At 45.5% G+C, this 13,742-nt stretch carries 14 protein-coding genes; 13 read left to right on the forward strand and 1 reads right to left on the reverse strand.

Annotation, left to right across the window (positions count from 1 at the left end):
* Positions 1–7: 7 nt before the first annotated feature.
* The 4 genes from E2K98_RS30745 to E2K98_RS03925 all read left to right on the forward strand — a co-directional run bounded on the left by E2K98_RS30745 (position 8) and on the right by E2K98_RS03925 (position 1,799).
* Positions 8–145, forward strand: coding sequence for a hypothetical protein (locus E2K98_RS30745; RefSeq protein ID WP_165976162.1), 138 nt, complete (start codon positions 8–10; stop codon positions 143–145).
* A gap of 123 nt (positions 146–268) precedes the next feature.
* The gene (locus E2K98_RS30750; RefSeq protein ID WP_165976163.1) at positions 269–433 is read left to right on the forward strand and encodes a hypothetical protein; all 165 of its coding nucleotides are present in this window, start codon (positions 269–271) and stop codon (positions 431–433) included.
* A 20-nt stretch (positions 434–453) separates the two neighbouring features.
* The gene (locus E2K98_RS30755) at positions 454–618 is read left to right on the forward strand and encodes a hypothetical protein (protein WP_165976164.1); all 165 of its coding nucleotides are present in this window, start codon (positions 454–456) and stop codon (positions 616–618) included.
* Between the two features lie 161 nt (positions 619–779).
* Positions 780–1,799: an NERD domain-containing protein gene (locus tag E2K98_RS03925; RefSeq protein ID WP_165976165.1), complete on the forward strand. Its 1,020-nt coding sequence runs from the start codon at positions 780–782 to the stop codon at positions 1,797–1,799.
* Here E2K98_RS03925 and E2K98_RS03930 read toward each other — a convergent pair.
* The gene (locus tag E2K98_RS03930) at positions 1,724–2,146 is read right to left on the reverse strand and encodes a VanZ family protein (protein WP_133332972.1); all 423 of its coding nucleotides are present in this window, start codon (positions 2,144–2,146) and stop codon (positions 1,724–1,726) included. The genes E2K98_RS03925 and E2K98_RS03930 overlap by 76 nt on opposite strands.
* Positions 2,147–2,265: 119 nt before the next feature.
* Here E2K98_RS03930 and E2K98_RS03935 point away from each other — a divergent pair, with 119 nt between their 5' ends.
* The 9 genes from E2K98_RS03935 (at position 2,266) to E2K98_RS03975 (ending at position 13,636) form a co-directional block, all read left to right on the forward strand.
* Entirely contained in the window at positions 2,266–3,129 is an 864-nt protein-coding gene (locus E2K98_RS03935) for a M23 family metallopeptidase (protein ID WP_133332973.1), read from the forward strand.
* 279 nt (positions 3,130–3,408) lie between these two features.
* Positions 3,409–5,403, forward strand: coding sequence for a penicillin-binding transpeptidase domain-containing protein (locus E2K98_RS03940; protein ID WP_133332974.1), 1,995 nt, complete (start codon positions 3,409–3,411; stop codon positions 5,401–5,403).
* A gap of 187 nt (positions 5,404–5,590) precedes the next feature.
* Positions 5,591–5,920, forward strand: coding sequence for a hypothetical protein (locus E2K98_RS03945; RefSeq protein ID WP_133332975.1), 330 nt, complete (start codon positions 5,591–5,593; stop codon positions 5,918–5,920).
* 14 nt (positions 5,921–5,934) lie between these two features.
* A complete protein-coding gene (locus E2K98_RS03950) occupies positions 5,935–7,098 on the forward strand; it encodes a hypothetical protein (protein WP_133332976.1) in 1,164 nt (387 codons plus the stop codon).
* Between the two features lie 31 nt (positions 7,099–7,129).
* The gene (locus E2K98_RS03955) at positions 7,130–7,465 is read left to right on the forward strand and encodes a hypothetical protein (protein ID WP_133332977.1); all 336 of its coding nucleotides are present in this window, start codon (positions 7,130–7,132) and stop codon (positions 7,463–7,465) included.
* A gap of 179 nt (positions 7,466–7,644) precedes the next feature.
* Entirely contained in the window at positions 7,645–8,445 is an 801-nt protein-coding gene (locus tag E2K98_RS03960; protein WP_133332978.1) for a hypothetical protein, read from the forward strand.
* A 61-nt stretch (positions 8,446–8,506) separates the two neighbouring features.
* On the forward strand, positions 8,507–8,755 hold the full coding sequence (locus E2K98_RS03965; RefSeq protein WP_133332979.1) for a hypothetical protein: 249 nt from the start codon (positions 8,507–8,509) through the stop codon (positions 8,753–8,755).
* 65 nt (positions 8,756–8,820) lie between these two features.
* Positions 8,821–13,392, forward strand: coding sequence for a type VII secretion protein EssC (gene essC, locus E2K98_RS03970; protein ID WP_407921199.1), 4,572 nt, complete (start codon positions 8,821–8,823; stop codon positions 13,390–13,392).
* Positions 13,385–13,636, forward strand: a complete 252-nt coding sequence (locus E2K98_RS03975; RefSeq protein ID WP_133332981.1) for a ubiquitin family protein — start codon at positions 13,385–13,387, stop codon at positions 13,634–13,636. The genes essC and E2K98_RS03975 overlap by 8 nt, the downstream gene beginning before the upstream one ends.
* Positions 13,637–13,742 lie beyond the last annotated feature (106 nt).

Consider the following 13,742-nt stretch of genomic DNA (forward strand, 5'->3'; position numbering starts at 1 on the left):
GGGGAGTTTGGAACATAAATCCAGGTCAATGGAACATAAACAAGGTGAATCGGAACATAAAATGAATGCAATTGAACATAAGTTGGAGATCCCATTGATAAAGGTAATTAAAGAGGGTGGGGATCAACGAGAAATGGTCTTCTAGATTAAAAATGGGGAGGGAAAATGAGTTGAGCCAGGCAGGTGCCTGGCTTTTTGAAAGGAAAAAAGTTGATGGGAACATATAATGGTGGAGTTAGAACATAAATGAGGTGAATCGGAGCATAAAATGAATGCAATGGAATATAAGTTGGAGATCCCATTGATAAAGGTAATTAAAGAGGGTGGGATCAACGAGAAAAGGTCTTCTGGATTAGAAATGGGGGAGGAAAGTGACCTGAGCCAGGCATGCGCCTGGCTTTTTGAAAGGAAAAAAGTTGATGGGAACATATAATGGTGGAGTTGGAACCTAAAATGAATGCAATGGAAAATAAGTTGGAGATCCCATTGAAAAAGGTAATTAAAAAGGGTGGGATCAACGAGAAAAGGCCTTCTGGATTAGAAATGGGGGAGGAAAGTGACCTGAGCCAGGCATGCGCCTGGCTTTTTGAATGGAAAATAGTCGATTGGAACATATAGCGACACGAATGGAACATAAACCAATTGAAATGGAACATAAATAAGAGTCCTTTGAAAAACTAACCTCAAACCGACACAAATTTGTCATTGAAATAAAGCGATTTTTGCAGGGAAACTCATAACAAAGAAGAAATAATACAAAAAATGAAAGGAAGATGCTTATGATCCTAAAACCATGCACAATTCCCCCAATCATTCCTAGACTTGAGGCCTTGATTAGAGGACTACCTTCAGATTCCCCAACATTGCCGGAAATTCTCCAAGAATATAGTAGTAAAATGAGAGGGTATAAAGGGGAGAAGTCACTAGTTTTCTATTTAAGTCAGCTCTCTATGAAAAAATATGATATCATCCACGACCTCCGCCTCTTCGATGGAGAATACTATTTTCAAATTGATATTCTGATTTTATGTACCTCATTCTTCCTCGTCCTTGAAGTAAAAAATAGGGGTGGTGAAATTATTTTCGAAAGGAATTTTAACCAAACCACGCTTAAACAAAACAATAAAAGGACCAGAATAAAGAACCCGGTCCTACAGGCCAAGACACAGGCGCGGAAGCTGAGGAAATGGTTAGAGGACCGTAATCATCCAGTACCGCCGACTATGTACCTTTTTGTAAACAGTAAAGAAGAAACGGTCATCATCACGGACACCAATAATTACGAGATTAATCGGAATATCTGCAATAGCGAAGGTCTGCTTGGCAAAATTGAACTGATCGAAAACAGTTGTCAGGAAAGAATGGAGGCAAAGGATTTAAAGAAAATCACGGGCCTATTACTTGCGAACCATGTTCCGGATGATCCAGATATCCTTGAAAAATTCAAGATTTCCCCCAAAGAACTTCTTTCAGGAGTACGCTGCCCCAACTGTCATACACGTCCAATGATTTATCAAAGAGGTATTTGGTATTGCCGAGATTGCGGGAAAAAGTCTAAAGATACCCATGTTCAACTTATCAACGATTATTTCCTTCTGATTAAACCCACGATCACAAACGCTGAACTATGTGCGCTTCTACATATTTCATCCCGTAAAGTGGCTTATACGATTCTAACTTCCATGAATTTACCTTTTAATGGGGCAAACAAGGGGCGAGTCTATTATGCTCCCACAAGCCCCAGTACCTTCCGCAATCCGGCAAACCTTCCCTTAAACAAAGCACCATGCACAAAATAGAAGCAAACCCCAATCCCGACAAAGTCTTTAAATAGATCAAAAAACGAGGCAGAGCGGGTCGGATTGAACGATTGATGAATCTCGTCGCTGATGCCGTAAAGCGCAGCAAACACCGCACAGGCTATATTCAACCGCACACTCAAACTGGATCGGCGCGTCAAAAACGCCAACACTAGTAAAACATACAAAATCGCAAACTCAACCAAGTGCAGCGACTCCTTAATCGTGTTATCGAGACTCTCCTTGGGCAGGGTGACAAAATGATCCGAAGAAAAACTCGACTGGATCCAAATCACCGCCATATAAGCAATGGGCAGCAAACGGAGCACCCACTTAAAAAACTTCATAAAAGAATTCCACCTTTCCATGCATAAAAACAAAACCCTTGACAAAAACTAAAAAAATTTTTCCACCTCGTGTATATAATTCTACTTATCTGTTCAGAATGATTGCTGAGGTGATGAAAATGAGAGAGGAAGAAAACAAACGATCTTCTCAGAAAAGCTTTTTCAAAAAGCGTTGGGTATTTCCAGCCATTTATATCGCAAGTGCAGCAATCATTCTGACCGGTGTACTTTGGTACACGAACCTTACCAGTTCGACTAAAGACAACAAAGCTACAGACATCGCTCAGAAAAAATTCAACGAACCATCTGTTGAAGTCAACAAAGCAATGGAAAACTTTAAAATGCCAGTGGCAAATTCCGACACCGCCGTTATAGAAAAGAAATTCTATGATTTCAAAGCGAGCAAGGAAGAGCAAGTCGCAGCATTAGTTCATTACAACAATCAATACGTTCCAAACACCGGTATCGACATCACGATGAAAAACGGGGAAACATTTGATGTAGTTGCTGCCTTAAGTGGAACAGTTACAAAAGTAAACGAAGATGCTACTTTAGGTAACGTCATTGAAATCGAACATGAAAAAGGGGTAGTAACCCAATATTCATCCGTTAATGACATGAAGGTCAAGGTTGGCGAGCAAGTGAAACAAGGCGAAGTCATTGCCAAAGCTGGACAAAGCCTATTCAATGAAAAAGCTGGTACCCATGTACACTTTGAAATCCGCAAAGATGATGTTCCAGTCAATCCTGATAACTATTTTAACAAAACGTTAAGCGCGTTACAGGAAGAAAACACAACACCAGCAGCGGACACAACAGAAAAAGTAACGGAAGATAAAGCTAACAATCAAAAGATCGATGACAGCACGAAAACTCCAGACGATCAAAAGATTGATGACAGCACAAACACTCAAGATGACCAAGGCACATCTTCTGAAGAAGATGGCACACCATCTGACAGCTCTTCCGACACAAATTCATAATATTGGAACTGAGGGGAAAGGGGAATAAACTTTCCTCTTTTTTGTGTTTTTTTTAGAAAGGCTGTGTTAAAGGACAATGTTGATTTTAAACAACGTTGATTGGAGCGGAAATCAACAACCAGGTTTAAAAGAGCCTTTAGAAAAAGGAACCTAGTGCGGCTTCCAAGATGAGGGTAGTCCTTAACATAGCCTCAGCTCCTTTTTCCTTTTTTCACCTCCTAAAAATTGGTCGGGAGCTCCCTTCGATGGTAAAATAATAGAAAAAAGGGGGGAGTATCCGTGAAAAAACTAATCGGGGTGCTGCTGCTTGGATTCGTAATCATCCTTGCCGGCTGCAACAAAGAACCGGCGCCGCAGGACCGATTTGCTGCATACATAAAATTATGGAACCAACAAAAGTTTGACCAAATGTATGATTACCTTTCAACGAGCGCGAAAAAATCCATCTCCAAAGAGGAGTTCACCTCGCGCTATGAAAAGATCTATAAAGACTTGCAAATTACGGACCTCAAAGTCAATTTCAAAAAGCCGAAAGAAGATAAACAAGCAGATGAAGAGAAAGCAACCTATTCTTTTAATGCCAAGATGAATAGTGTGGCTGGACCGATTAACTTCACTTACAAGGCGAAGTTGAAAAAAGAGGAAAAGGACGATAAGAAAAACTGGTACGTCGACTGGAATACAGGGTTCATTTTTCCAAAATTGCAGAAGGGCGATAAGATTGGTCTCAGCACGACAAGCCCTGAACGCGGGGAAATTCTTGACCGCAATGGCAATGGGCTCGCGGTAAATGGCGATGTGATGGAAGTCGGTGTCGTTCCTGGCAAGATGGGTGACAAAAAAGCACAGATCGTCGCACAACTGGCGAAGCTGTTAGATATCTCAAAGGAACAGATTGAACAGGATCTTGGGGCAGGCTGGGTGAAGCCGGAGCTGTTTGTGCCGCTGAGAAGGATTCCGCTTGATGATCATAAGACGATCAATCAGCTGATGAGCATCCAGTCGGTCGTCACAAAGGATGTGCCAGCACGGATTTATCCATATAAGGAGGCGGCGGCACAGCTCGTTGGTTATGTCGGTGCTATTACCGCGGATGAGTTGAAGGAGCTGGAGTCGAAGGGCTACACCGCTCAGGATCTTGTTGGGAAGCGCGGCCTCGAGCAGGTGTATGATCAGGAGCTCAAGGGCCAGACAGGTGTGAAGATTACAATTAAGAAGAATGGCAAAGAAGAGGTGCTTGCGGAGAAGCCGGTCGAGAACGGCAAGAGGATCAAGCTGACAATTGATGCGGAGCTGCAGGCAAGTATTTATGATGAGATGCAGGGCGATGCTGGGACAGCGGGGGCAATGAACCCGACGACAGGGGAAACACTCGCACTCGTGAGCAGTCCGTCGTTTGACCCGAATCAGGCGTCGCTTGGATTCTCGGCATCCGAGTGGAAGGCACTGCAGAGCAATAAAAAGATGCCGCTGACGACACGCTTTAAACAGACGTATGCACCGGGCTCGGTGATGAAGCCGATTACGGCGGCGATTGCGCTTGAGAACAAGGCAATCACACCGGGGCAGTCGGTGGCGATAAAAGGGCTGAAATGGCAGAAGAGCAAGTCATGGGGCGGCTATTATGTGACACGGGTCCACGAGGCTAGCCCGGTTAATCTTGAAAAAGCATTTGTATACTCCGACAATATTTACTTTGCACAAGCAGCGCTGAAAACAGGCCGGACGGCGTTTGTGGACGGGTTGAAGAAATTTGGGTTTGAAAAAGAACAAGACTATCCGTTCCCATTGGAAAAGCCGACGATTGGCAGTCTTGGCAGTGAAATTTCACTAGCCGATTCAGGCTATGGTCAAGGGCAGATTCAGATGAATATCGTGAGTTTGATGGACGCTTATACGCCGCTTGTGAACAGTGGCAATATGATCAAGCCAATATTGCTTGCAGGTGATAAGAAGAGCCAGGTGCTTCAGGAGCAGGCGATGACACCGGATGCGGTGGCAACAATTGCACCGATGTTACGGAAGGTTGTGACGGACCCAGGCGGAACAGCACGTGCTGCGAATATTCCTGGTTATCCGCTTGCCGGTAAAACGGGGACCGCTGAAATTAAGCAGAAGCAGGGTGAGCTGGGAACGCAAAATGGCTGGTTCATTGCGTACAATCCGAAGAAACCGAATCTGATGATGGCGATGATGATCGAGAACGTCGAGAAGCGCGGTGGCTCGCAGGTACCGGTGAAGAAACTGACGAAGGTCTTTAAGATGTGGAAATAGAGCGAAAAACCAGGTGGGAAACTGCCTGGTTTTTTTTATTTGAAGATTTATCTAAAGGTGGGAATTTATACCCTCTTCCTACCGGGATGAATTACCCAACTTTTCCCTATTGTATAGAATAATAAATTGATAACTTTTATAATGAATAAAAAATAGGGAAGTTTTTAACAGTTAAGTAGGTGATTTAGTGGGAATTAATGTTCATGCCGCCCATTCCCAGGCCAATAAAATAAGCCATTATGCCTCAACACTTCGTGATGTGCAGCAGCATTTAGTAAGGGCAAGAGGCAATTTAAATAATGGCTGGCAAGCGGAGGAAATGTTGTATGTGAATCAGGCGATCGAGCAAATGAGCCGGGATATGGCGGCTCTGGCCTCCAAATTAGAGGGGATCAGTTCGGATGTAAGGAGCGCCGCAAACGATATTAATCGGGAAGAAGAAGCGAAGGCAGAGCGAGAGGCGAAAGCAAAAGCTGAAGCGGAGGCAAAAGCGAAGAAAGCACATGACAAAAAGTAAGGGAGGTGTGAATCGTGTCGCGGATTAAAATTCAACCTGATTTTGTAAAAAGCACCGGTGCTGGCCTCGCACCAGATTCCTCAAAATTGTTGGATATGAAGGACGGATTATCCACGCTCATGTTTTCCATCAATTATAAAATCACGGGAAGAAACAACCTTCTCTCGAGAATGGATGGGGCGGTAAAAGAAATAAGTAATCTCGAAAGACAGGTAAAGGCGTTAGAGCAGTTTATTGACCATTCAGCAGAGCAGTATTGGCGGGTGGAAAGGGGACTGACGGAGAAATCTTTTGATGCGATCTCCACGAAGAAAGGGAAGCCGACGTTCCTGGCGATTATTAATTTTTTAAATTCATTTAATAGTAATTTAAGTAAAAGTGACGCTGCTTTGATTGCAACGCAGCTTCTTTCCGTTGCAACGACTGGTGCCCTTTCACGTAAGCTGAAGATCAATTATATTAACGGCAAGCCATCCTTCCTTCAGAAAATAAAGGGGGACTACAAATTTACCGTGAAAGCGGACCCTTCCTGGACAAGCAGAGGGGGGTACAGCTCGAAAGTTGCCCGGATGATTTATGACTTTTCCAAATCCAATCCTTCGAATCCACTTGTTAAACAACTCCATAAGTTTGTCGCATCCTATTCAAGCCCATCGGCATTGTTGAAACACGTAGCCGGTTTTCCAAAGAACGTTAATTCGATGTTAAAGGGAAAAACGCTATCCTCCACCTTCAAAAACCGAATTACAATTGGCACAAAGGAAGTAGCAGAAGAGGTCTTGAAGGCGAGAGGATTGTATGGTGCTGCGAAGAAGATTCCAGTAGTAGGCTGGGGCATTTCTATTGGAGCAAACTTATCGGAATTATGGAGTGACGATAATGTCGGGAAAAACACTGGCGAAAAATTAGGGAGGGCGTCTGCCGGAATTCTTGCCGATTTTGGTGCCATTACCGGAGGTGCCCAGCTGGGGGCAATGATTGGGTCGGTCGGCGGCCCAGTAGGAATTATCGTCGGCGGTGCCGTGGGCGGTTTGGTCGGCGGTGTCGGCAGTATGGTGTTTGAAAACCAAATTAAGGATGTCGGCGAGAAGATTGGCGGAGCTGCCGAATCCGGGGGAAGATATCTCGGCAGTAAGATAAGCAGTGGCTTCAAATCAGTCAAGAGCTGGTTTAACTAAGTACATATCAAATGAAGGTTAGGGTTGGAATATGACACCTGAAACAGTAAGAGTAATTTTAGATATTGTCGCCTATTATTTTTGTGTCCAAATGTCATTTAGTGCATTGGTATTGGTCATGGGCAGGGTGATCCTGGGTCCGTATGAAGCATGGGTTTATGAAAACCCGCGAAATCTATTTCAACGTGTGTCCACATTTTGTATGGTCGCTGTACTTGGGGTCGGACCGTACCTCAATAATAGATTTATGAAGTTTTCTTGGATCGTCAGAAAGATCCTGCTGCTCATCTCAATCAGTATTTTGTGTGTGGTATGCGTGATTATCTACTATGTAATTAAAAATATATTGGAAATGATTTTTTTATAAAAAGATGATGTGAAGCTCTCTTTTTTGATTGGAGTGGAAGGTGCGAAGACTCCTGTGGGAGTACGGAGTAGGGGAGACCCCGCAGGAGCGTAAGCGACGAGGAGGCTCCCCAGACCGCCCACGAACCGCTTGCGCCTGGAGCGGAAAAACAAAGCCAAAAATTAAAGGACTGTGAAACGATGGACTATTTGATGACCTGTACGTCGGAGGAACTGGCCCTGTTGGTTACCGTAAATGGGTATCCAAGTGTGGCCAAAACGATTGCGGAAGCTTCTTTTGGGAAGAAAAGTGAAAAAGAATGGCAGGCGATCATGGAAGCGGCCGTCCACCAATTAATCCAGAAACAGCTCTGGGACGAAGAAAAGGATGCAAATGGCGAGAGCCCGATAAGCGTGGAAGTCCAAGAATTTATACGTTCCTATGTCGAATCGAAATGGATGATTCGCTGCTCGAATCAAGCGAAGTCCAATATTTTGATGCTTCACCATATTGAAGGGAGCACGTGGATGACCCATGTGATTGACCGGGACATCATTCATGAATTTGCCTATATCCACCGCGAGGAGATTCCGGCGATTGTCCGGGATTATTATTCCTTTTCCGATGCGCCGCTTGAAAAAAGGCTTGAGTTTAATCTGACCGACAAGGCGTTTGATTTATTAAGCAAGCCCGGTAAGGAAAAGAAGGTAAGAAAGATGTGCCGCTTTACAGCGGAAGAAGAGGAAGGCTTTGAACAGTTTGTGAGCGATTTGCAAGCAGAAGACTGGTCGTTGTTTAATATTTCATTTTTCCAGCTGGAAGGCCTTGAAGCCGATCCCTACCTTGAAAATATTGTATTCTTTCTTCCTTCGAAACAAGGAATCTGGCTGATTGAATACAGTGATCATGCCGTTAAACCGGTACAAATTCAGTTAAGCACCCATGAAGAGTGGTGCGATTTGTTGGATGGCGTAGGGATGGCCGCGGCGAATGTGGAATAAAAGGGTAAGTCGGTTCATGCTGAAAAATACGTAGAAGAGTGTCTCCGCTTGGAGCGCGGGTTTGATCATTCTATTTTTCAGTGCAGCGCTGATTAGGAACCCGCAATTTTTTACTAGGTTTTATAATATTGCCATGGCAATTGGTTCCATGTTTATTGGCAGCTTTTTTATTCTAATGATTGTAGTGACAATTCTTCACCTGATCAAGGAATATCGCATGGCCGATAAACGCGGAAAGCGGCTTTTCCTTGTACTCTTAATTATCGCAATCATTATTTATGGCCCAAGAAATATCGCAGATTTTAGATAGAGAGTGCTCGTTTTTTTATTTAATGCTATTTTAATATAATTTCGTGCTGTCACGTTAAGGAGAGAATGGTTGTGATTTTAACGCTTTTTGATCGGGGTAAGGCTTTCACACTCGTACTTCCCGAAAAAATTACCGGAAGATATATCCTGACAACTGAAGACAACGCGGGTAATCCGAAAGATTTAATGGCGGTCGAAGCGGAAGCGGGTAAATGGTATGTTAAGTCGAATAAATATGCCCATTTGAAAGATTCCGATCCGAAAGCGCTGCTTGAACCATTCATGACCTATACCATCGACCGGGACGGCGATCCCTCGGCCCTTCTCTATGCTGAGCCGTTCAGCGAGGACCGCAACGAGTTTACAAGACATATTGTGATCCGTGACGTGGTGAAGATTGGCCGTGCCAAGGATAATCATATTTGTTTTACGAATAAACTCGTTTCCAGCACACACGCATTGATTGAATACAGCAGCGATGGACAGGCGAAGCTGCGCGATCTAAACAGCTCAAACGGCACGTATGTAAACGGAGAAAGAATTAGCGAAAAAGTTCTCGCAATCGGCGATGTCATCTCGATTATGGGCTTACGGATTATCTTTAATGGCCACATGCTTTCATTAAATAATCCGCATCAGCTTGTGTTTTTAGACAGGGGCAGTTTTCAGCCGTTTGCAGTACAAAAGCCGGTTATCGAAGAAGACGACGAGCTCGATGATTTTTTAATAGAAGAAGAGAATGAAGATCTGTTCTATCGCTCGCCGCGTTTTAAGCGGGAGGTTGAGCGGAAAACGATCAAGATTGACCCGCCGCCGCAGCCGCAGGCGCCGGATGAGACACCGCTCATGTTAATGCTCGGCCCATCGATTACGATGGGGATGGCCTCGCTTGCAACCGGGGTGTTCGCTGTGCTCAATGTCATGCGGACAAACGGTGATATGATGTACGCGATGCCGACTTTGGTGATGTCGGTCAGTATGCTGATTGGGATGATTCTTTGGCCGATTTTAACGAAACGGTATGAAAAGAAACGGCGGATTGCTCAGGAGAAAATCCGCCAGGAAAAATACTTACAATACATAGAAGACATGAAAAGAGCGATTACGGCAGAATGCTCACATCAATGCGAGATTCTCCACGAAAACCATGTTTCGCTTGAAAATTGCTTGCAACGGATTGACCGGCGCGAACGCAATTTGTGGGAACGGGTCATCGGGCAAGAGGATTTCTTACGGGTCCGTGTCGGGATTGGCGATTTATCGATGGTGGCGGAAATCAAGTATCCTGAAAAGAAATTTACATTAGAGGATGACAATCTTCAAGAGGCATTGTACCAATTGGTCGATGCTCCGAAAATTCTCCCTCAGGTGCCCGTCACCCTGTCGTTGATCGAAGAGCGAGTGAGTGGGATCATCGGTCCTCGAGAAAATGTCATCGATTTCGTCAAGGGGATTATTTTTCAATTAGCGGCTTTACATAGTTATGACGAGCTTAAGCTCGTGTTTATTTACGATCCATCTGAGCCGTGGGAGTTTGTGAAATGGCTGCCACATATGTGGGATGATGAGAAAACCATTCGCTTTATGGCGACGGATGCTAATGAAATCAAGGAGCTTTCGGCTTATTTTGAGAAGGAGCTTGCGCTTCGGGAAGAGCAGGAGTGGGAGCCCGCACCGCCGCATTATGTCGTGTTTTCAATGAACAAGGAGCTGGCGGGAAAAGCGGAAATGGTCAATTTGCTTTTAAAGGGGAAACTGGGCTTCAGCTTGATTACCCTTTATGATGAGCTTGAAAAGCTGCCGAAGGAATGCACGAATGTTGTCGAGTTGGATGGTATGACTGGAAAAATCTATGACAAGGATGACCTCTCAGGTAGATATCAGGCATTTGAGCCCGATATTTATTTCAAGAAGGATGCCGAGGAGATTGCGGTCAAGTTGGCCAATATCCAGCTTGCTTCATCTGTTGAAGCCTTCACTTTGCCAGAGATGATGACGTTTTTAGAGATGTTTGGAGTCGGAAAAATTGAACATTTAAACGCGTTGACGCGGTGGAGTGAAAATAATCCGACTCTCACGATGAGGACTCCAATTGGAGTCAACACGCAAGGTGAACACTTTTCTATCGACCTACACGAAAAATATCACGGTCCTCACGGGCTGATTGCCGGGATGACCGGTTCGGGAAAAAGTGAATTCATTATGACGCTGATTTTATCGCTTGCGGTCAATTACCATCCCGACGAAGTGGCGTTTATTTTGATCGATTATAAGGGCGGCGGCATGGCGAATGCCTTCTTGAACCTGCCACATCTCGCTGGAACCATTACCAATCTGGACGGTGCGGCGGTGAAGCGGTCGCTCATTTCGATTCAAAGTGAATTGAAGCGGCGCCAGGCCATTTTTAGCGAAACAAGCCGGCGCTTGAACGAGAGCAATATTGATATTTATAAATACCAAAAGCTGTACCGCGAGGGCGTTGTCACGGAGCCTTTGCAGCATTTATTGATGATTTCCGATGAGTTTGCTGAGTTAAAGACGCAGCAGCCGGAATTCATGGACCAGCTGGTCAGTGCGGCGCGGATTGGCCGAAGCCTGGGCGTGCATTTGATTTTGGCGACGCAGAAGCCTTCTGGGGTTGTCGATGATCAGATTTGGAGTAACAGTAAGTTCCGGATCAGCTTGAAGGTGCAGGAGAAGGCCGACAGTATGGAGGTCATCAAGCGCCCGGATGCCGCGGAATTTTCGCAAACGGGCCGTTTCTTCCTGCAGGTCGGCTACAACGAGCTGTTTGAGCTTGGGCAGTCAGCGTGGGCTGGGGCGCCGTATTATCCTGCTGATCGAGTGGAGAAGCGGAAGGATGATGGGATTGAGATTATCGACCATTTAGGGCGTGTTGTGAAGAAGGCGCGGCTTGAGCGGGAGCGTCGTGTGAAGAATCCTTCGAAGCAAATTGATGAAGTGGTGAAATATCTTGCAGCGCTTGCGGAGCAGGAACGGATTCAGGTGAAGCCACTGTGGCTTGAACCAATACCAGCTGATATTTATGTGGATGAATTGAAGGCGAAGTACGGCTTTGTTTCGGCTGCTGACCTCGGATTGAATCCGGTCATTGGTGAATACGATGATCCGGCGAATCAACGGCAGAGTGTTCTGAGATTGCCGTTTGAAGGCAATACGGTCGTCTACGGGGTGGCCGGCAGCGGGAAGACAACGCTGTTAACTACTCTCATTTACTCGTTGATGGAAGAGCACACACCAGACGAGGTCCATCTTTATCTCCTCGATTTTGGCTCTGAGACTTTGAGCTGGTATCGCGAGGCGCCGCACGTCGGCGATGTTATGCTTTCGCATGATGCGGAGAAGATTGATAGCCTCTTTAAAATGATTACGGCCGAAATGGCTGTCAGGAAGAAGCGATTTGCTGAGTACGGGGGCGACTTCAGGGCCTTTAATAAAAGGTCGCCAGAGACGGTTCCGTCATTGGTGGTAGTCATCCATAATTATGCGGCGTTCGCTGAAACGTATGAGCAATATGAGGAAACGATTTCCTACTTGACGCGCGAGGGTCTGAAATATGGGGTTTATTTTGTGGTGACGGCGTTGAATACAGGGGCGATAAGGTACCGCCTGTTGCAGAACTTTAAACAGTTGTATGTGCTGCAGTTGAATGATGCTTCTGAATACTCCGGGGTACTGGGACATGTTGATGGGGTTTATCCATCGAAATTTAAAGGCCGGGGGATATTTAAGACGGATGCCGTTTACGAGTTTCAGGTGGCGCAAATTGGGCGTGCTTCGTCCGACTTGTATCGCTTTGTGACCGAGTATTGCCGGAGTTATCAGTGGCAGGGCACTCGGGCGAATCGGGTGCCGCTATTGCCAGAGAAGGTAGATGTTCACTATTTGGCTGATTTCGATGGCGTTTCGGGTGTGCCGATTGGGATTGAAAAAGGGTCTTTGGCGGTTGCCGGGTATGATTTTGATGCCTCGTTTGTGAATTTTGTATCGGCGTTGAGTGTGGATGATTGCTCTGGGTTTATGCAGGGACTTGCTGAGGTTGTGTCGCGCGATACGGACGGTGAGGTCATGGTTCTCGATGCTGGGGCAGGCTTTGCGGCCGACCTTTATAGCGGGTACCAATATGTGGTTGAGTCGGAACGACTAGAAGAGATGGTTGTGCACTTGTTTAATACGTTGGTGTATCGCAACAACACAACGAAGGATGCTATTGCTGAAGGCTTAGCGCCGCCGGTGTTTGAGAAAATTACCTGTTTGGTGAATTCATTGAGCGGGTTAATGGCAGAGTTGTCAGAGGATGGCAAGGATAAGCTGAAGGTCTTTTTAGAAAAAGGCGACGGGCTGAATGTGACGATGATCATCGCTGATGCAGCGGATAAAATCAGTCCGATGATGTATGATGCGTGGTTCCAAAAACAGGTGTCGCTAAATCAAGCGATTTGGGTCGGCAATGGGATTGCTGAGCAATATGTCTTTAAGATTGGCAAAATCACGAACGACCTATATGGAGAGCTGCCGGAGGGCTTTGGCTATGTCATCCAGAAGGACAAAGTGAAGCTTTTGAAGCTTGTGACTGCTGCAGAGGTTCTTGTAGAGGGGGCGGTGCAATATGCGTAAGATTTTAGTTGAAGTCTATAACCCCGCCGCCTCACGTTCCTTTGATGTGTTTATTCCGGTAAAAAGTAAGCTGTATGAAGTTTTAATGTTGTTGTCGAATACGGTTTCTGAGTTATCTCAGGGCTATTATAAGGCGTCTGAGCAGACAATTCTTTGTGACCGGAAGACGGGGAATGTTTTGGACTTGGGCAGGACGATTGAGGAGCTTGGCTTGAAGAATGGGGCGAAGTTGATGCTGCTGTGAATGGGTTTGGCTTTAGGCTTGGCTTATTGTTGGATAAGGTTCGCCGCCCATTGTCGGATAGCGGTGTCCAATTGTCGTATAAGGTTTGCCCATTGTCGGATAGGTG

This window comes from Bacillus salipaludis, assembly GCF_004358205.1.